At 63.1% G+C, this 19489-nt stretch carries 17 protein-coding genes; 13 read left to right on the top strand and 4 right to left on the bottom strand.

What is annotated here, in order from left to right; all coding sequences use genetic code 11:
- The first annotated feature begins 19 nt into the window (after nt 1-19).
- The 5 genes from lspA (at nt 20) to dnaE (ending at nt 6895) form a co-directional block, all read left to right on the top strand.
- Nucleotides 20-706 (top strand): signal peptidase II, encoded by a 687-nt coding sequence (gene lspA, locus A0W34_RS16830; RefSeq protein ID WP_003941684.1) that lies wholly within the window; start codon nt 20-22, stop codon nt 704-706.
- Nucleotides 703-1629: an RluA family pseudouridine synthase gene (locus tag A0W34_RS16825; protein WP_007733161.1), complete on the top strand. Its 927-nt coding sequence runs from the start codon at nt 703-705 to the stop codon at nt 1627-1629. Before lspA ends, A0W34_RS16825 begins: the two co-directional genes overlap by 4 nt.
- Entirely contained in the window at nt 1626-2309 is a 684-nt protein-coding gene (locus A0W34_RS16820; RefSeq protein WP_064113283.1) for a hypothetical protein, read from the top strand. Before A0W34_RS16825 ends, A0W34_RS16820 begins: the two co-directional genes overlap by 4 nt.
- Nucleotides 2306-3259 (top strand): EamA family transporter RarD, encoded by a 954-nt coding sequence (rarD, locus tag A0W34_RS16815; RefSeq protein ID WP_422395647.1) that lies wholly within the window; start codon nt 2306-2308, stop codon nt 3257-3259. Before A0W34_RS16820 ends, rarD begins: the two co-directional genes overlap by 4 nt.
- 99 nt (nt 3260-3358) lie before the next feature.
- Nucleotides 3359-6895, top strand: coding sequence for a DNA polymerase III subunit alpha (gene dnaE / locus A0W34_RS16810; protein WP_003941755.1), 3537 nt, complete (start codon nt 3359-3361; stop codon nt 6893-6895).
- A 92-nt stretch (nt 6896-6987) separates the two neighbouring features.
- On the opposite strand, the gene A0W34_RS16805 is transcribed toward dnaE, so the two are convergent.
- Nucleotides 6988-7221, bottom strand: a complete 234-nt coding sequence (locus A0W34_RS16805; protein WP_003941759.1) for a hypothetical protein — start codon at nt 7219-7221, stop codon at nt 6988-6990.
- 186 nt (nt 7222-7407) lie between these two features.
- On the opposite strand from A0W34_RS16805, the gene A0W34_RS16800 reads away from it, so the two are divergent.
- The 3 genes from A0W34_RS16800 (at nt 7408) to ilvA (ending at nt 11149) form a co-directional block, all read left to right on the top strand.
- Complete coding sequence (locus A0W34_RS16800) at nt 7408-7842, top strand: nitroreductase family deazaflavin-dependent oxidoreductase (protein ID WP_003941666.1); 435 nt, start codon at nt 7408-7410, stop codon at nt 7840-7842.
- 97 nt (nt 7843-7939) lie between these two features.
- A complete protein-coding gene (locus A0W34_RS16795; RefSeq protein ID WP_075833420.1) occupies nt 7940-9715 on the top strand; it encodes a pyruvate dehydrogenase in 1776 nt (591 codons plus the stop codon).
- A gap of 78 nt (nt 9716-9793) precedes the next feature.
- The gene (gene ilvA, locus A0W34_RS16790; protein ID WP_007733150.1) at nt 9794-11149 is read left to right on the top strand and encodes a threonine ammonia-lyase IlvA; all 1356 of its coding nucleotides are present in this window, start codon (nt 9794-9796) and stop codon (nt 11147-11149) included.
- Nucleotides 11150-11162: 13 nt separating this feature from the next.
- On the opposite strand, the gene A0W34_RS16785 is transcribed toward ilvA, so the two are convergent.
- The gene (locus tag A0W34_RS16785) at nt 11163-11684 is read right to left on the bottom strand and encodes a TetR/AcrR family transcriptional regulator (protein WP_081557976.1); all 522 of its coding nucleotides are present in this window, start codon (nt 11682-11684) and stop codon (nt 11163-11165) included.
- A gap of 128 nt (nt 11685-11812) precedes the next feature.
- Here A0W34_RS16785 and A0W34_RS16780 point away from each other — a divergent pair, with 128 nt between their 5' ends.
- Entirely contained in the window at nt 11813-13354 is a 1542-nt protein-coding gene (locus A0W34_RS16780) for an MFS transporter (RefSeq protein WP_042452853.1), read from the top strand.
- Between the two features lie 21 nt (nt 13355-13375).
- On the opposite strand, the gene treZ is transcribed toward A0W34_RS16780, so the two are convergent.
- Nucleotides 13376-15097 carry a malto-oligosyltrehalose trehalohydrolase gene (gene treZ / locus A0W34_RS16775; RefSeq protein ID WP_081557975.1) on the bottom strand — a complete coding sequence of 574 codons (1722 nt, stop codon included), beginning with the start codon at nt 15095-15097 and terminating at the stop codon, nt 13376-13378.
- Nucleotides 15098-15166: 69 nt separating this feature from the next.
- Complete coding sequence (locus A0W34_RS16770) at nt 15167-16528, bottom strand: NAD(P)-binding domain-containing protein (protein WP_081557974.1); 1362 nt, start codon at nt 16526-16528, stop codon at nt 15167-15169.
- Nucleotides 16529-16624: 96 nt separating this feature from the next.
- Here A0W34_RS16770 and A0W34_RS16765 point away from each other — a divergent pair, with 96 nt between their 5' ends.
- From A0W34_RS16765 to A0W34_RS16750, 4 genes are all read left to right on the top strand, one after another.
- A complete protein-coding gene (locus A0W34_RS16765; protein WP_058039465.1) occupies nt 16625-17509 on the top strand; it encodes a helix-turn-helix domain-containing GNAT family N-acetyltransferase in 885 nt (294 codons plus the stop codon).
- 64 nt (nt 17510-17573) lie between these two features.
- On the top strand, nt 17574-17960 hold the full coding sequence (locus A0W34_RS16760; RefSeq protein ID WP_081557973.1) for an ArsR/SmtB family transcription factor: 387 nt from the start codon (nt 17574-17576) through the stop codon (nt 17958-17960).
- Nucleotides 17957-19060, top strand: coding sequence for an ACR3 family arsenite efflux transporter (gene arsB, locus A0W34_RS16755; protein WP_003941673.1), 1104 nt, complete (start codon nt 17957-17959; stop codon nt 19058-19060). Before A0W34_RS16760 ends, arsB begins: the two co-directional genes overlap by 4 nt.
- Nucleotides 19057-19470, top strand: a complete 414-nt coding sequence (locus A0W34_RS16750) for an arsenate reductase ArsC (RefSeq protein ID WP_054781566.1) — start codon at nt 19057-19059, stop codon at nt 19468-19470. Before arsB ends, A0W34_RS16750 begins: the two co-directional genes overlap by 4 nt.
- The last annotated feature ends 19 nt before the right edge of the window (nt 19471-19489 follow it).

Genomic DNA, 19489 nt, shown 5'->3' with positions numbered 1-19489 from the left:
CATGAGGGATGATGGTTGCGTGAGTACAGACCACCCAGACCGAGATGTCAACGCGGAGGATCAGCCGATTACCGAAATCTCGAAGGCCGACGAGCCCGAAACCGTGAAACCGGAAGCCGTGAAATCGGAAGACGGTGACCTGGCGGTTGCGCCGGTCGAAAAGCCCCGCCGGCTGACCATGCTCATTGCCATCGCCGCTGTCATCCTGCTCTCGGACATTCTCACGAAGGTGTGGGCAGTCGCCGCGGTCAAACCGGGGCAGCCGATCGAAATCATCGGTGACGTGGTCACATTCACGATGGTGCGCAATCCGGGGGCAGCGTTCTCGATGGCGACGTCGATGACGTGGATCCTCACTCTCGTCGCAATCGGTGTGGTCATCGGTGTGATCAAGATCGGTCGCACGCTCCGATCACCGTGGTGGGCGCTCGGTCTCGGCCTCGTTCTCGGCGGCGCGCTGGGTAACCTCGTCGACCGATTCTTCCGCTCTCCCGGAATCATGCGCGGACATGTGGTGGATTTCGTCTCCGTCGGCTGGTGGCCGGTGTTCAACATCGCGGATTCCGCGATCGTCTGTGGCGCGATTCTGCTCGTCGTCCTGACACTGTTCGGCTTCGAACCCAACGGTGAACGCCTGCGTGATCACAAGGCGGACGACAAGAAGCTCACCGAATCGAAGGCTGCAGCCGAGGGAGAAACCAAGTGAGGGAATCCCGTTCGATGCCCGTGCCCGACGGTCTCGATGCCATGCGCGTCGATGCCGGCCTCGCGCGCCTTCTCGGACTCTCGCGCACCGTGGTCGCGACACTCGCGGAAGAAGGCTCGGTACTCGTCGACGGTGTGGCCGTCGGCAAGTCCGATCGTCTGACCGCAGGGTCGTGGCTCGAGGTAGTCCTGCCCGAACCGCCGCGGCCCCTGACCATCGAAGCGACACCGGTCGAGGGAATGGAGATCCTCTACGCCGACGACGACGTCGTGGCAGTCGACAAGCCCGTCGGAGTTGCCGCGCACGCCAGCGTCGGGTGGACGGGACCGACCGTCATCGGCGGACTTGCCGCGGCCGGTTTCCGCATCTCGACGTCCGGTGCCCACGAGCGTCAGGGCATCGTCCACCGCCTGGACGTCGGAACGTCGGGTGTCATGGTGGTTGCCACATCCGAGCGCGCGTACACGTTGCTCAAGCGCGCTTTCAAGCAGCGGACCATCGACAAGCGCTACCACGCTCTCGTGCAGGGACATCCCGACCCGAGCAGCGGAACGATCGACGCGCCCATCGGACGCCATCACGGGAACGACTGGCGATTCACGGTCACGGCCGACGGCAAGCCCAGCGTCACGCACTACGACACCATCGAGGCGTTCCAGGCAGCGAGTCTGCTGGACGTGCACCTCGAAACCGGTCGCACACACCAGATCCGTGTCCACTTTTCGGCGTTGCGCCATCCGTGCTGCGGCGACCTGACTTACGGCGCGGACCCTCGACTTGCCGAAAGGCTCGGCCTCGAGCGCCAGTGGTTGCACGCCGTGTCTCTTGGATTCGCACATCCGGCGGACGGTCGCTGGGTCGAGATCAAGAGCAAGTACCCGAAGGATCTCGAACACGCACTCGAAGTTCTCCGGTCCTCATGACACCGCGCGGGCTTACCCCCGCGCCGGCCGTCGTCGCGGTGGTGGTCGGTGTGGCGGCGGTGGTGGGCGTGGGGTTCGCGAATCCCGTGCCGACCCCGCCGATCCGGACGGACACTCTGGGTCCGGACAGCGGGGAAGCTGTCCCGGACTACCTCGACCGAGCGCGAGATTCTGTTGCGTCGGTCGACGGGCCGGCGTGGGCGTTGGTCTCGTTCACGAAGGCACTCACCGTCGGCGAGGTCATCACGTCGACCAGCAGTGTTCAGGTGCCGGGCGCTGAGGTCTCGGGCGTTCGCGTGTCCAGGGTCATGTTCCGAGTTCCGATCGAACGCGTCCAGACGCCGCTCATGTCGGTGCCCGTGCCCGACAACGACGAAGCAGTGCGCAGATCGCCCGGGGTTGCAGCCACGCGACTGGTCTCGCTCGGCGGCGACACCGATCGTCAGCAACAGGTGGCGCTCGCGTCGGCGAAGCGATTGTCCGCCGGGTGCGCCTGCGCGGTGGGCGTGCTGGTGCGAGCTACTCCCGAAGGACTCGAAGCGATCGAACATGACTCGAACGTCCGTGCAGTGGAAGCGTTGCCGTCCGACGCCTCGCCGTGGCTGGCAGCTGTCCGCCCCTTGCTGCCGGAGTACGTGGACGTCGTTGCTCCCGGCCCCGACGACGGCCCGGTCCCGTGAACTCCGGTTCTGTGAACAAGGACGAACGCGCTAGGTCCGGTTCGTCCTCGGGGATCCTCTACGGTGTGGCTGCGTTCCTGTTGTGGGGAATGTTCCCGGCATTCTTCGGACTACTCGACTTCGCCGATCCGGTCGAGATCCTGGCGCACCGGGTGGTGTGGACCCTTCTGTTGATGCTGATCGTGTTGGCCTTTGCCGGCCGCCTCGGATCGCTTCGCGGAATCAGCGCACGCACCTGGCTGCTGGTGACCGCGGCGTCAGCGGCGATCGCCGTGAACTGGGGGACGTACATCTATGCCGTGGTGTCAGGCCGCGTCGTGGAGGCGGCTCTCGGGTACTTCATCAACCCGCTGGTCACCGTTCTGCTCGGCGTCGTGATCTTCCGCGAACGACTGCGTCCCGCCCAGATTGCCGCGCTCGTTCTCGCTGCCACGGCAGTTGTGGTGATCACGGTCGACTTCGGGAAACCTCCGATCGTCGCTTTGCTGCTCGCCGGCTCGTTTGCCACCTATGGGTTGGTCAAGAAGGTGGTTCCGCTCGATCCTCGAACCAGTTTGACTGCCGAGGGAGTCGTTGCCGCACCGTTCGCGGTCGGCTACCTCGTGTTTCTCGGCCTGACCGGGGCCGGTGCATTCATCAGCAGCGGTACCGGGCACAGCCTGTTGCTGCTTGCCGCCGGCCCGGTCACCGCGCTGCCGCTGCTCCTGTTCGGCGTCGCCGCTCAGAGAGTTCCGTTGGCGACGATGGGCATGCTGCAGTACCTCACCCCGGCGCTCCAGATGGCGTGGGGTGTGGCCGTCATGCACGAGGACATGCCGGCCTCACGCTGGATCGGCTTCGTTCTGATCTGGGCTGCACTGGTGATCTTCACGACAGACACCTTCGTCGCCAGTCGACGTTCGCGGCGTTCGGTGAGGTCGAGCGCCGAACCCGAGGTTCCGGTCACGTGACCGGAGGCGGCGCACGGCGACTCCGCTACGTCGGTCGCCGGTCGTGTCGGCAGCGCGGCATACACTCGATCTCGCTCCCAGACCTTCAGAGAGGCGCACGTGGCTGACTCGTTCGTACATCTTCACAATCACACCGAGTACTCGATGCTCGACGGTGCGGCCAAGGTCGGCGCCATGTTCGAGGAGGCCGCTCGTCTCGAAATGACCGCAGTCGGCATGACCGACCACGGAAACATGTACGGCGCCAGCCAGTTCTACAACGAGGCAAAGAGCGCCGGCATCAAGCCGATCATCGGCATCGAGGCCTACATCGCACCCGAGTCTCGCTTCAACACCAAGCGAGTTCTGTGGGGCGATCGCAGCCAGAAGTCCGACGACGTCTCCGGTAGCGGTGCGTACACCCACATGACGATGGTGGCCGAGAACGCGACCGGACTCCGCAACCTCTTCAAGCTGTCGTCGCTCGCGTCCATCGAGGGCCAGCTCGGTAAATGGCCACGGATGGACGAGGAGCTCATCGCCGCGCACGCCGAGGGCATCATCGCGACCACGGGTTGCCCGTCCGGTGAGATCCAGACGCGCCTTCGTCTCGGCCACGATCGCGAGGCTCTCGAAGCTGCCGCGAAGTGGCAGGAGATCTGGGGGCCGGACAACTTCTTCCTCGAACTGATGGATCACGGTCTCTCGATCGAGCGCCGTGTGCGAGAGGGTCTGCTCGACATCGGCAAGCAACTCGGTATTCCGCCACTTGCCACCAACGACTGCCATTACGTCACCAAGGACGCCGCCGAGAATCACGAGGCGCTGCTCTGCATTCAGACCGGCAAGACGCTCTCCGACCCCACTCGCTTCAAGTTCGACGGCGACGGCTACTACCTCAAGTCCGCTGCCGAGATGCGCGCCATCTGGGACAACGAGGTACCGGGGGCATGCGACAACACCGTTGCCATCGGCGAGCGTGTGCAGTCGTACGAGGACGTCTGGGCATTCCACGACCGCATGCCGATCTTCCCGGTCCCGGAGGGACACACGCAGCAGACCTTCCTGCGCGCCGAGGTGATGCGCGGACTCGATCGCCGCTTCCCGAGCGGACCGCCGCAGGAGTACCTCGCCCGCGCCGACTACGAGATCGGCGTCATCAACGAAATGGGCTTCCCGGCCTACTTCCTCGTGGTCGGCGACCTGATCAACCACGCCAAGGACGTCGGGATCCGTGTCGGGCCCGGCCGTGGATCGGCTGCCGGTTCGTTGGTGGCCTACGCGATGGGTATCACCAACATCGACCCCATCCCGTACGGGTTGCTGTTCGAGCGATTCCTCAACCCCGAGCGTGTGTCCATGCCCGATATCGATATCGACTTCGATGATCGCCGTCGCGGCGAGATGGTTCGCTACGCGACGGACAAGTGGGGCAACGACAAGGTCGCCCAGGTCATCACCTTCGGCACCATCAAGACCAAGGCTGCCATCAAGGACTCGGCTCGCGTCCAGTTCGGCAAGCCGGGCTTCGCCATCGCCGATCAGATCACCAAGGCACTCCCGCCGCCCATCATGGCCAAGGACATCTCTGTCTCCGGTATCACCGATCCGAAGCACGAGCGGTACAAGGAGGCCGTCGAGGTTCGAGCACTCATCGACTCCAGCCCGGACGTCGCGAAGATCTACAAGACCGCGGTGGGTCTGGAAGGGCTGATCCGTAACGCCGGTGTGCACGCCTGCGCGGTCATCATGTCGTCCGAACCGCTCACCGACGCAATCCCGGTCTGGAAGCGCGCCCAGGACGGCGCCATCATCACCGGGTGGGACTACCCCTCGTGTGAAGCCATCGGCCTGCTCAAGATGGACTTCCTCGGTCTGCGAAACCTCACGGTCATCGGCGACACGCTCGAGAACATCAAAGCCAACCGCGGCATCGACCTCGACCTCGACACTTTGCCGATGGACGATGCGGCAACATACGAACTGCTCGCCCGCGGTGACACTCTCGGTGTGTTCCAGCTCGACGGCGGCGGTATGCGCGAGTTGCTGAAATTGATGCAGCCCACCGGATTCGGCGACATCGTCGCCGCCTTGGCGCTGTATCGACCGGGACCGATGGGTGTGGACGCCCACATCTCGTACGCCAAGCGCAAGAACGCCTTGGAAGACGTCAAGCCGATTCACCCCGAACTGGAGGAGCCGCTCGCGGAGATCCTCTCCGAGACCTACGGCCTGATCATCTACCAGGAGCAGATCATGCAACTGGCGCAGAAGGTGGCCGGGTACACCCTGGGTCAGGCCGACTTGCTGCGTCGCGCCATGGGTAAGAAGAAGCTGTCCGAGCTGGAAAAGGCCTACGCCGGCTTCCGGCAGGGCATGTTGGACAACAACTTCAGCGAAGCCGCCATCAAGGCGCTGTGGGACACGGTCCTTCCCTTCGCCGGCTACGCGTTCAACAAGTCGCACTCCGCCGGCTACGGACTCGTGTCGTACTGGACTGCGTACCTCAAGGCGAACTACCCGGCCGAGTACATGGCGGGTCTGCTGACCTCCGTCGGTGACGACAAGGACAAGTCCGCGATCTACCTCGCCGACTGCCGCAAGTTGGGCATCACCGTTCTCCCGCCGGACGTCAACGAGTCACGCGTCGACTTCGCGACCGTCGGCGACGACATCCGTTTCGGTATGGGGTCGGTGCGCAACGTCGGCGCCAACGTCGTCGCCTCGATCATCAAGGCGCGCACCGAGAAGTCGAAGTTCACAGATTTCTCCGACTATCTCGGCAAGATCGACGCGATGGCTTGCAACAAGAAGGTCACCGAATCGCTCATCAAGGCCGGTGCTTTCGACTCGTTGGGTCATCCGCGCAAGGGCCTGATGTTGGTCCATGCCGACGCCATCGATTCCGTGATGAGCACCAAGAAGGCGGAGGCGATCGGACAGTTCGACCTCTTCGGCGGTGCCGAGGCGGACGAGTCGATCACCTCGGTGTTCGACGTCAAGATTCCTGACGAAGAGTGGGATTCCAAGCATCGCCTGGCGCTCGAACGAGAGATGCTGGGGCTGTATGTCTCCGGTCACCCGCTCAACGGCGTCGAGCACATTCTTCGCCAGCAGTCCGACACGTCCATCGCCGCGATTTTGGAAGGCGGCGTCCAGGACGGTGCCCAGGTAACTCTCGGCGGCATCATCGCCTCGGTGGACCGCCGGGTCAACAAGAACGGTCTGACCTGGTGCATCGTGCAGCTCGAAGATCTCGTGGGTGGAATCGAGGTGCTGTTCTTCCCGCAGGCGTACGCCGTGTACGGAATGGACATCGCCGAGGATGCCATCGTGTTGGTCAAGGCTCGCGTTTCGATCCGAGACGATCGGATGTCACTGATCGGCAACGACCTTGCGGTACCTGATATTTCGGCGATCGGGGTTGCGCGTCCGCTGTCGGTCTCGCTGCCGCTTCGGCAATGCACCAAGGACAAGCTCAGTGCTCTCAAGCAGGTGTTGACCAGGCATCCGGGGACGTCCGATGTCCATGTCCGACTGATCGGCGGAACCGAAATCAGCTTGTGGAAGGTCGACGACGTCCTTCGGGTCGAACCGTCCTCGGCACTGATGGGCGACCTGAAGGCATTGCTCGGACCGAGTTGCCTGACGGTCTGACCGCCGAGCGGACCTGAACCGAACGAAGGGACCTTGCTGCTGATGCAGCAAGGTCCCTTCGTGGTTCGCGGGAGTTCGGGGGAGTGCGGTGATCAGGTGGTGCGTGAGTAGTGCACGCGCCGTACCCACCACGTGACTACAGCGGCCGTTGCGGCAGTCAGTACGGCCACCTGCATCGACTGCGTGACGGCACCGGCGACGACGAACAGCACGAACCCGACCACGAGAGCTTCGATCTTGTACAGCGGCCACCGAGTTCCGGCCAGATCGACGCAATAGTCGGGGGAGGGGCGTGATTCGCGAGTGGAGATATCGGCGGTGGTCATCTCGTCCCTTTCCGATACGGCTGTTCGAAGCTGTGGTTTCAGAGTAGCCAGAGATGAGAGTTCGGGCAAGCGAACTTTATTGATCGGCAGCTCACTTAATCGATCAACCAGGGGAGTGCGCGGGCGACAGGCCTGGTCGGCGTGGTTCGGTGGCCAAGGTGCTCGAGTGGGTGTTCACTGGTATACATGCCAATCACAGGTGAGTACGAACCCAGTCCAGCGTCGTGGGCCGCCGATCAGGTCGCACGCATCGAGAACTCCGGTGGCACCGAGGGAAACGACATGAACGGCATGCCCGTCGTCGTTCTCACGACCATCGGGGCAAAGTCCGGCAAGGTCAGGAAGACGCCGCTGATGCGGGTCGAGCACGACGGTTCGTATGCCGTTGTGGCTTCGCTCGGTGGCGCCCCGAAGAATCCGGTCTGGTACTACAACGTCAAAGCCGACCCGCACGTCACGCTGCGTGACGCGACGCAGGTCTTCGACCTGGTTGCTCGGGAAGTCACCGGCGACGAGAAGGCGGTCTGGTGGGAGCGCGCTGTCGCTGCGTACCCCGACTACGCCGATTATCAGACGAAGACCGATCGTGAGATTCCGGTGTTCGTGCTCGAACCCAAGTAACCCCGCATTCCACAAGAAGCGCTTCATCAATCACAAGTAAATCGTCACTCCCGGGGGTCGGCGATCCCGACTCCCGTGAGTGTGTCATGGAGGTCTGATGAGTCCGAAAACCGTTGCAGATCAATTGGTTCAGCAGCTCGTTGACGTGGGTGTCAGTCGGATCTACGGCATTGTCGGTGACAGTCTCAATCCCATCGTCGATGCGGTTCGTCGCACCGGTGGTTCCGAGAAGGGCGGAATCGATTGGATACACGTCCGGCATGAGGAAGCAGCCGCCTTTGCGGCCGCAGCGGATGCCCAGATCACCGGAAAACTCGCAGTGTGTGCCGGATCCTGCGGCCCCGGAAACCTTCACCTGATCAACGGCCTGTACGACGCTCATCGTTCGGGCGCTCCGGTCCTCGCGATCGCCTCGCACATTCCGAGTGCCCAGATCGGTATGGGTTACTTCCAGGAAACGCATCCCGAGCGGATCTTCATCGAATGTTCGAGTTACACCGAACTCGTCAGCACGGCAGTCCAATCACCTCGCGTGGTGCAGTCGGCGATTCAGCATTCGGTGGCTCGAAACGGCGTCTCGGTGATCGTGCTTCCCGGGGACATCGCCGATTGTCCGGCAGAAGGCACCCCGCCGACGCTCGTCGAAACCCGAAGGCCGACAGTCGTTCCGGATGCCGGTGACGTCAAGGCGTTGGCAGATGTGATCAACGGCTCGCGTAAGGTTGCGATCTTCGCCGGCGCGGGCGTGCGAGATGCGCGCGCGGAGGTTCTGGCGTTGGCCGAAACCGTCGGCGCTCCCATCGGGCATTCACTGCGTGGCAAGGAATGGATCCAGTACGACAATCCATACGACGTCGGGATGACCGGATTGCTCGGTTACGGTGCGGCGCACGACGGTATCCACGGCGCCGATCTCCTGCTCCTGATCGGTACGGACTTTCCCTACGATCAGTTCTTGCCCGACGACGTTCGCACTGCTCAGATCGACATCGCGGCCGAGCGGTTGGGGCGTCGAACCAGCCTGGACCTGGCTGTGCACGGCGACGTCGCGAGCACCTTGAGCGCACTGATTCCGCAGCTCGATCGAAAGACCGACCGCGGGTTCCTGGAGGACACGCTCGCCAAGCACAACACTCTGATGACCAAAGTGGTTGGTGCATACACGGATCCGGTCAAGCAGCGCACGCCGATTCACCCCGAGTATGCGGCATCGATCTTGGACGATCTGGCAGCCGACGACGCAATCTTCACCGCCGACACCGGGATGTGCAACGTGTGGACGGCGCGCTATCTTAATCCGAACGGATCGAGACGCTTCATCTCCTCGGCGCTGCACGGATCGATGTCCAATGCGCTCCCACACGCGATGGGTGCTGCATGGTCGAGTCCGGGGCGTCAGGTCATCTCGGTGTCGGGCGACGGTGGATTGTCGATGCTGCTCGGTGAGTTGGTCACCGTCGCGATGTACAAGTTGCCGGTCAAGATCGTGGTGTTCAACAACTCGACGCTCGGAATGGTCAAGCTCGAGATGCTGGTCGACGGCCTTCCGGATTTCGGGGTCGACGTGCCCGCGGTCGACTACGCGGCGGTTGCTGCTGCGCTCGGTATCTTTTCGCGCCGAATCGAGAATCCCGCGGATATCGAAGCGGGCCTACGCGCCGCGCTCGATCACGACGGTCCGGCCTTGGTTGATCTGGTGACCGATCCGCTGGCATTGTCGTTGCCGCCCACCATCACCGGTGGTCAGATGAAGGGCTTCGCTTTGGCGATGTCGAAGATGGTGATGAACGGCGGCGTCGGCGAGGCAGTGCAGATGGCCAAGTCGAATCTGCGGAACGTGCCACGTCCCTCACAGTTGGATCCTCGCGGCTGACCTACCGCCACCCTGCCTCGCAGACCATGCGGGGCGGGGTGGTGGGAAGGTTGATCTCCGACGTGCGAAAATGGCGGGGTGTCTAACTCGCCCGATGTCGTAGTAACGAAGTCCACCGTCCCCGCGCTCGACGCGCAGGAGATCGACGCGGCCATCGAGCGAATTCAGCACGTCATTGCGGCGACACCTCTGCAGTACAGCGACCGTCTTTCGGCGTTGACCGGGGCACACGTGTACCTCAAGCGCGAGGACCTCCAGGGCGTTCGTTCGTACAAGATTCGTGGAGCGTACAACCTGATCGCTCAGCTCAACGAGGCCGAACGCGGTGCCGGCGTAGTGACTGCCAGTGCCGGTAACCATGCGCAGGGTGTTGCTTTCGCGTGCCGAACGATGCAGATCAAGGGTCGGATCTACGTTCCGGCCAATACCCCCAAGCAGAAGCGTGATCGCATTCGCGCCCACGGCGGAGCGTTTGTCGAACTGTTCATGATCGGTGAGACCTATGACGCCGCCGCTGCTGCGGCCGCCGAGGACGTAGCCGAAACCGGCGCAACCATGGTTCCCCCGTTCGACGACGTGCGCACCGCTGCGGGGCAAGGAACCATCGCAGCGGAGATTCTCACGCAATTGGACGCCCCTCTCGACACGATCGTCGTGCCGGTCGGCGGCGGCGGTTGCATTGCGGGCATCGCCACCTACCTGCACGAACGGTCGCCGAAGACGTCGATCGTCGGGATCGAGCCGTCCGGTGCGGCGTCAATGACGGCCGCTCTTGTTGCCGGGGGCCCGGTGACTCTTCCCGACGTCGATCCATTTGTCGACGGAGCAGCGGTCAAGAGGATCGGCGATGTTCCCTACGAGGTCGTCTCACGTCTGGGTGCCGCCGTGGTGTCGCACGCGTCGTTGCCGCTCGTGGCTCGTCAACTTCAGACACGGTCCGGTTCGGGATCGTTTGTCGTCAATCAGATCGACGAGGGCGCTATCTGCACGGCGATGCTCGAGCTGTATCAGAGCGAGGGCATCATCGCCGAACCCGCGGGAGCGCTTTCCGTTGCGGCACTTCAGAATTTGACGTTCGAGCCGGGTTCAACCGTCGTGTGCCTGATCTCCGGTGGCAACAACGACGTCTCTCGTTACGGCGAAATCCTCGAGCGTTCGCTCGTTCACCTCGGGCTCAAGCACTACTTCCTGGTCGACTTTCCGCAGGAACCGGGAGCGCTCCGTCGCTTCCTCTCGGACGTGCTCGGGCCGGACGACGACATCGCGCTGTTCGAGTACGTCAAGCGAAACAATCGCGAGACGGGTGCCGCGTTGGTGGGTATCGAACTCGGTTCCGCCGACGGGTTGGCGGCGTTACTCGAGCGGATGGAGCGCGCGCCGATGCAGTCCGAGAGGCTCGAGCCGGGAAGCCCGGCGTACCGCTATCTGACGTAAGAGACGCCCCCGGTCATGGCCGCAGTCGCTCGACCACCTGTCGATGCAGTTCGGGATCCGGCTGGGGGAGCCCGAGCATCGCCGCCAAATACAGGCCGTCGCCGACGAGTCGGATGATCTCGGCCTGCACAGGGTCGGCGATCTCGGTCTGAAGGCCCTTGTCCCAGCTCCGCATCACATGTGTGACGGCTTTCTGGATTTCGTCGTGTTGTCCGTCGACTGTTCTCAGTGCCGCGATGATCGACCGGAAGAGTGAGAGTTCTTCGCTTTCGTTCGCATCGGGGATCTGCAGATAGAACTCGGTGACCGTCGTACCGCCTGCTACGGCGTCTTCGAGTTGCTGATCCGAGCGTTCTCCGAGTCTGCGGACCATCGCCGCGAGCAGTGCTTCCTTGCTGGGGAAGTGATAGAGAAGTCCGCCCTTGGAAACCCCGGCTTCGGCGGCAACGCCTTCGAGCGTGACTTGGGCGACGCCGCTGACCAGCAGCAGCTTCTCCAGTGCGTCGGGAATTCGATCGCGAGTGTCGGCAGCCATGTGATGTGACCCTACCCGGAAATAACTTTACCGCTCGGACGGTTCACTGTTACCGTAGACCTACTGTACCGGCTGGACGGTGCAGTGAAGTCTTTTCGAAAGAACTCAGAGAAAGTCGCAGGGGAGCAATGTCAGTGTCGGCAGATACGTCTGCAATCAATCCCGACGAGGTTCGGGCGACAAAGCGTGACTGGGCGGGCTTGATAGTCCTTGCCTTTGCTGTGTTGCTCATCGCAGTCGACGGCACGGTGCTCGATCTTGCGCTTCCGTTCATCAGCGCCGACCTCGAACCGAGCAGCACGCAGTTGCTGTGGATCATCGACGTCTATTCGTTCGTGCTCGCCGGTCTGCTCATCACCATGGGTACGCTCGGCGACCGGATCGGTAGGCGAAAACTGCTCCTGATCGGCGCAGTCGGCTTCGGTCTCGCCTCGATCATCGCCGCTCTCGCTGTCAGTCCCGAGATGCTCATTGCCGCCCGCGTGCTGCAGGGTATTTCCGGTGCAACGCTGATGCCTGCCACCCTCGGTCTGATCCGCACGATCTTCGTCAACCCGCGTCAGCGCACCGAGGCGATCGGTGTCTGGGGCGCGATGGCCGGTGGCGGTACAGCGGCCGGCCCGTTGGTCGGTGGTTGGTTGCTCGAGCACTTCTGGTGGGGTTCGGTCTTCTTGATCAACATTCCGGTCATGATCGCGCTGGTTGTACTCGGCCCGATCCTGATCCCGGAGTCGAAGGACCCCAATCCGGGTCGATTCGACCTCATCAGCGCTGGTCTGTCGATGGCGACCATGTTGCCGCTGGTGTACGCGGTCAAGGAATCCGTGGTGCACGGCGTCAGCATCACGTTGCTGGTGATCGGCCTCGTTGGTCTCGCGGCGGGTTACGTGTTCGTGCGTCGTCAGCGGATGCTGAAGGATCCGATGTTGGATCTGAAGCTGTTTGCCAACGCGTCGTTCTCCACCGCCGTCATCACCAACCTGCTCTCGATCTTCGCGCTGGCAGGTGTCCTGTTCTTCGGCTCGCAGTACCTGCAGTTGGTGCTGGGTAACTCGGCGCTCGACGCCGGCCTGCTGATGCTCCCGGGTATGTTGCTCAGCGCATTCACCGCGGTTGCGGCAGCCTGGTTGATTCGCCGGTGGTCGGTGTCTCACGTGCTCAGCGCGGGCCTCGCGGTTGCCGGTATCGGTGCTGCGATGCTGCTCGCGCTCGGCGTCGACAGCGGCCCGTTGATGTTCGTGATCGGCTTCGGTCTGGCCGGTGCTGGTGTCGGTGTCGCGTTGACGTTGACATCGGATCTCGTGGTCAGTTCGGTGGAACCCGAACGCGCCGGCGCTGCTTCCGCTGTGTCGGAGACCGCGTACGAACTCGGCATCGCGCTCGGCGTGGCGATCCTGGGCAGCGTGGTGATGGCGATCTTCCGCAAGGGAATCGACACCTCGATGCTCGAAGCAGATCAGGCGCACGCTGCACAGGGCACACTCGGCGGTGCCCTGCAGGAAGCAACGTACCTACCTGGTGAACTCGGTTCGGTGCTTGCCGATTCCGCGAAGTCGGCGTTTGTCGACGGTATGCACGTTGCTGCCGGTGCAACAGCTTTGGTTCTGTTCGTCAGTGCCGCATTGGTGTTGAGGATGCTGCGGAGTACACCAGAGAACGCGAAGCGTTAATACCGGAATCTCGAGAGTTAGTCAGCTTTCGAGTACGACGAACGAGTGCCCCGGCACCACTGTTGCGGACGCGGTCTCGTCCTGTGTCGGCGGATCCCACCAGAGGATGGGGGTTCCGCCGGCCGGGACCGAGGCCGCGTCCGTTCCCAGATTGCACACGATCTGTAATGCGCCGCGGCGCAGGGTGATCCACTGGTCGTCCTCGTCGTAGTCGACGTGCAGGTGCCCCAGCCAAGGGTCGGTGATCTCGATTCGCTTCCTGCGCAGGGCAAGTAGATCGCGATAGCAGGCCAGGACGCGAGCGCGTGTCTCGTCGTCTCGCTCGTCCCAGTCCAGTTTCGATCGCAGAAATGTCTGTGGGTCTTGCGGATCCGGAATGTCGTCACTGTTCCAGCCGTGCGCCGCGAACTCCGCTTTGCGGCCTTTGGCAGTGGCCTCGCCGAGTTCCGGTTCCGGATGCGAGGTGAAGAACTGGAACGGAGTGGTCGCTCCCCATTCCTCGCCCATGAACAGCATCGGCGTGTACGGCGATAGCAGGACCAGCGCCGCCTTGATCGCCAATTGTCCTGGCGTCAGATAGGCGCTCGGGCGGTCCCCGATCGCGCGGTTGCCGATCTGATCGTGGGTGCACGTGTATGCGAGCAGGGCGCTGGCGGGCTGATGCGTGATGTCGATCGGCCGGCCGTGAACCCGTCCACGGAACGAGGAATACGTTCCGGCGTGGAAGAAACCGCGCCGCAATGTATTTGCAAGGGATTCCAAGGATCCGAAGTCGGCGTAATAACCCTGGCGTTCGCCGGACACGGCCGTGTGAATGGTGTGGTGGATGTCGTCGTCCCACTGCGCGTCCAAGCCGAACCCGCCGGCCGCTCGTGGCGTGATCAGAGTGGCGTCGTTGAGATCGCTTTCGGCGATCAACGTGAGCGGTCGACCCAGATGAGCCGACAGTGTTTCCGTTCGGACGGCGAGTTCCTCGAGGATGTGCGTTCCGGTGTGATCGACCAACGCGTGGACGGCGTCGAGGCGTAGACCGTCGATGTGGAAATCGCGCATCCATCGCAGGGCATTCCCGATGATGTACTCGCGAACCTCGCCCGACTGCGGACCGCCGATGTTGATCGTTCGGCCCCAGGTGTTCGCTCCATCGGCAATGTAGGGGCCGAACTTTTCGAGGTAGTTGCCCGACGGGCCCAGGTGGTTGTAGACCACGTCAAGAATCACGCCGAGTCCGCGTTCGTGGGCCGCATTCACCAAGCGTTGCAATCCGTCCGGGCCACCGTAGATCTCGTGGACCGTGTACCAGAGCACACCGTCGTAGCCCCAGTTGTGAGTTCCGTTGAAGCTGTTGACCGGCATGATTTCCACGAAGCCGACGCCGAGGTCTACCAGGTGATCGAGACGTTCGATCGCGGCGTCGAATGTTCCTTCGGGGGTGAACGTTCCGATGTGCAGTTCGTAGACCGATGATCCTGGGAGTTGTCGTCCGGTCCACTGAGAGTCGGTCCAGGACGCCTCGTCGAGCTGATGCAACTGGGAGCGGAGATGCACGCCTTCGGGCTGGCGTGGTGAACGCGGATCCGGGAGTGTTTCACCGTCGACGACAAAGCCGTAGCGAGCGCGGTTGTCGCAGTCGACCTCGGCGCGCCACCACCCGTCGTCGGTCCGGTCCATCTCGTGCGTGATGCCGTCGACTTCGACCCGGACCGATTCCGGTGTGGGCGCCCAGACCTCGAATGTATGCACACGATCAGCATGCCTTGTTCGGCCGGATGTGGCAGCCCGGCGGGCTGGTTCCGTCGTCAAGGACTGTTTCTATCCGCAGGTGTTGCCGGACGGTGCAGACAGCGTGATCAGTTTCGGAGCGGGGGCGCTGCAGCATCCGCCCTCGGCTTTCCCTGTGTCGGTTTCTGCTGTGTCAGGTTCGTCGAAAATGCCTGCGCCGCCGCAGACTCCGGTCTCCGGAAGGACCAACTCGACGCGGGCCGCTGCTTCGTGATCGCCGGCGAGCTCGGCTGCGATGCTGCGAACCTGCTCGTAGCCGGTCATCGCCAGGAAGGTGGGTGCTCGGCCGTAGCTTTTCATTCCAGCCAAGTACACCCCCGGCTCCGGATGGCGAAGCTCCTTCGCGCCATGCGGGTAAACGGTGCCGCACGAGTGGACGTTCGGGTCGATCAGCGGAGCAAGCTCGACCGGTGCTTGTAAGACCGGGTCGAGGCCGAGTCGAATTTCCGAGAGCCAGGACAGATCGGGGCGGAAGCCGGTCAGCGTTATGACGTTGTCCACGTTCTCGATGCGATCACCCGCATCGGAGGCAAGTATGAGTTGTCCCGAAGGGGTAGTTGTCACCTCTGTGGTGCGGAAGCCGCTGACGACGCTCAACAGGCCATCCTCGACGGCCTTCTTTGCGCGCAATCCCAGGGCGCCGCGCGCGGGCAGTTCGTCAGCGTCGCCGCCTCCGAATGCAGAGCCGATGTTTCCTCGGCGGACCGCCCAGGTGATGCGGGTGCTCGGAGCCTGCTCTGCCAACCCTGACAGCGCAACGATCGCCGTCAGCGCGGAGTGGCCACTACCTGCGATGACGGTGTGCGTTCCGGCGAACTGTGCCCGCACTGCCGGATCGTCGAGATCAGGAACCCGGTACCGGATCGCAGTACCCACAGCGCCTTCGCCGAGTGCAGGAAGACCTTCACCACCGAGCGGGTTCGGGGTGCCCCAGGTGCCGGACGCATCCACAATGGCCTGGGCGAACATCCGATCCTCGGTTCCGTCCCGGCGCCGCAGGTGAATCGAGAGGGGTTCGCTGTCGCGTCCGGCGTCGACGACCAGGTCACGTCCGCGTCGAGCGACGCCGATCACCTCGGTGTCGAACTGGACCAGGTCGGCGAGGGCCGAGGCGAGTGGTTCGAGGTAGAGCTCGCGCCATTGCCGGCCGGTCGGATAGGTCTGCCCGTCGGGTGAGCTCCATCCATTCTGGTCGAGGAGTCGCCGCGCGGCGGGGGAGACGAGTTCGGACCACCGGGAGAACAGTCGAACGTGATTCCACTCGGAGATCGCAGCACCGGCTGTGGTTCCGCGCTCGAATACAAGGGGTGTGAGTCCGCGCTCGCGCAGTTCTGCTGCGGCTGCCAGGCCGATCGGGCCGGCCCCGATCACGACAACGGGTAGGGGGTTCATTTTCGTGCCTTTCATCGACGATTATCGATCTACGGAAAACTGTATCGACGATCATCAATGTAGGCAACCATCGACAGCTGTCGATATAGTGGAGAGATGACTTCGCTGCAGACTCCGACGGTGCGAGTCGGCGATTCGGACCCGGATCAGATCCGTTCTTCCGTCCTCGCGCAGGGCGATGCCGATACCTACGCGCAGTGGTTCGCCTGCCTTGCCGAGCCGATGCGCGTCCGATTGCTTCACCGGGTAGCGAGCGCGGTCGGTGGTATTACCGTCGGAGCGCTCGCCGAGGCGTTGGGGATCGGGCAACCGACGGTGTCGCACCACCTGCGCAAGCTCGCCGATGTGGGTTTTGTGACCATGCGTAAGGAAGGGACGAGCACGGTCGTCGCGATGAGTCCGACGTGTTGCGTTGCCTTGCCGCAGGCGGCGGATGTGGTGATGGGAGTCCTTGCTCCGCGTCCGTGCTGCCCGAGTGATCTGCCCGACGATGTCTCTGTCCGGGCCATGATCGACGACGACTGGGATGCGGTTCGCCGTATTTACGGCGAGGGTATCGACACCCGAAATGCCACCTTTGCCGCTGAGGTCCCCTCGCGTGAGCATCTCCACGAACGGTGGCTGCCGCAGCATCGATGGGTGGCGACTATCGGGGGTGTTGTTGTCGGATGGGCTGCGTTGAGTCCGGTTTCCGAGCGTGACTGCTACCGCGGGGTTGCCGAGAACTCCGTGTACGTTGCGGACGGCATGCGTGGTCGTGGCGTCGGAAAGGCGTTGTTGCGCAAGCAAGTCATGGCCGCCGACGCCGACGGACTCTGGACTCTGCAGACGTCGATGTTCCCGGAGAACCGTGCCTCCATCTCGCTCCATCATTCGGCCGGGTTTCGAACGGTCGGCCTTCGTGAGAAGATCGCCGAACTCGACGGCGTGTGGCGCGACACTGTTCTGCTCGAGCGTCGAACGGCGATCGCCGAGGGATGAGTCCGGGATCCGGCTGACCGGATGCCCGATTGCGCGTTGATTCGATATCTGCCAATATCGAAGAATGTCGAATCAAGAGCTGCCGGACTCCGAGGGTTGCTGCAGCCCGCTCGTTCGTGAACCGTTGACCGAGGATTGGGCCGGCGACTTGTCTCGGATGTTCAAGGCCCTCGGCGATCCGGTTCGTCTCCGCTTGCTCAGCTTGGTGGCAAGTCACGAGGGTGGTGAAGCCTGCGTCTGCGACATCTCCGACTCGTTCGACTTGTCTCAGCCGACTATCTCGCATCACCTGAAGGTGTTGCGCCAGGCCGGGCTGCTCGATTGTGAACGACGCGGGACCTGGGTGTACTACTGGGTTATTCCGGCTGCGCTGCAACAGCTTTCCGCCGTTCTGCTGGTAGAAGGTGCGAGCGTGAGTGCCGCGGACACTTGCGCTGAGGTCACCGCATGAGCAACACCGCTGCCACCACCGAACACCCCGAAGTCGTCGGAAAACTCTCCACCCTCGACCGCTATCTGGCGGTCTGGATCGGCGTGGCCATGGTCGTCGGCCTGCTGGTTGGACGCTGGATCCCCGGTGTGAACACTGCCCTGGACAAGGTGCAGATCGACGGCATCTCGCTACCGATCGCCCTCGGTCTGCTGATCATGATGTACCCGGTCCTGGCGAAGGTCCGCTACGACCGCCTCGACACAGTCACCGGGGACAAGAAACTCCTCGCCGGCTCCCTGTTCCTGAACTGGGTTCTCGGCCCGGCGCTGATGTTCGCCCTCGCCTGGCTGTTTCTGCCTGACCTGCCGGAATACCGAACCGGTTTGATCATCGTCGGTCTCGCTCGCTGCATCGCGATGGTGATCATCTGGAACGACCTGGCCTGCGGAGACCGCGAAGCCGCCGCGGTGCTGGTCGCCATCAATTCGGTGTTCCAGGTGATCATGTTCGCCGTGCTCGGTTGGTTCTACCTCTCGGTCCTGCCCGGGTGGCTCGGCCTCGAACAGACCACCATCGACACCTCGCCCTGGCAGATTGCGAAATCGGTCCTGATCTTCCTCGGTATCCCGCTGCTGGCAGGTTTTCTGTCCCGCTTCTTCGGCGAACGCGCCAAAGGCCGCGACTGGTACGACAACAAGTTCATCCCCAAGATCAGCCCCTGGGCGCTCTACGGTCTGCTGTTCACCATCGTCGTGCTCTTCTCGATGCAGGGCGAACAGATCACCTCCCAGCCTTGGGATGTCGTCCGGATCGCGCTGCCCTTGCTCGCGTACTTCGCGCTCATGTGGGGCGGAGGCTACATCCTCGGCGCCGCAATCGGATTGGGCTATGAACGCACCACGACCCTGGCGTTCACCGCCGCGGGCAACAACTTCGAACTCGCGATCGCGGTAGCCATCGCCACCTACGGCGCCACCTCGGGGCAAGCTCTTGCCGGTGTCGTCGGCCCGCTGATCGAGGTACCGGTGCTCGTCGGGCTGGTCTATGTCTCCCTTGCTCTACGCAAACGCTTTGCAGTCGAAGAGGTTTCATCCAGTCGAGAAAGAGCGAGGTCATGAGCAAACCATCGGTGTTGTTCGTCTGCGTCCACAATGCCGGTCGATCTCAGATGGCCGCGGGATTCCTGAGCCATCTCGCAGGCGACGCCATCGAGGTCCGTTCCGCCGGATCCGCACCCGCCGAGACCGTCAATTCGGCAGCGGTCGAGGCGATGGCAGAGCGCGGTATCGACATCTCAGCGCAGTCTCCGAAGATCCTCACTGTCGACGCCGTCCAGGATTCGGATGTCGTCATCACCATGGGCTGCGGCGACACGTGCCCGATCTTCCCCGGCAAGAGTTACCGAGACTGGGTTCTCGACGACCCGGCCGGACAGGGCCTTGAAGCAGTTCGCCCGATCCGTGACGAAATCGAGCGGCGCGTTCAAGCTCTGATCGACGAACTCACCACTGCCGCGAAGTCTTCCTGACCGATCGGGGACTCGACAG

The sequence above is a fragment of the Rhodococcus sp. BH4 genome (assembly GCF_002079265.1).
In the GTDB taxonomy this organism is placed as follows: Bacteria; Actinomycetota; Actinomycetes; order Mycobacteriales; family Mycobacteriaceae; genus Rhodococcus_F; species Rhodococcus_F qingshengii.
The sequence above is the reverse complement of the archived record's forward strand: the minus strand, read 5'-3'. Positions and strand labels throughout refer to the sequence as shown.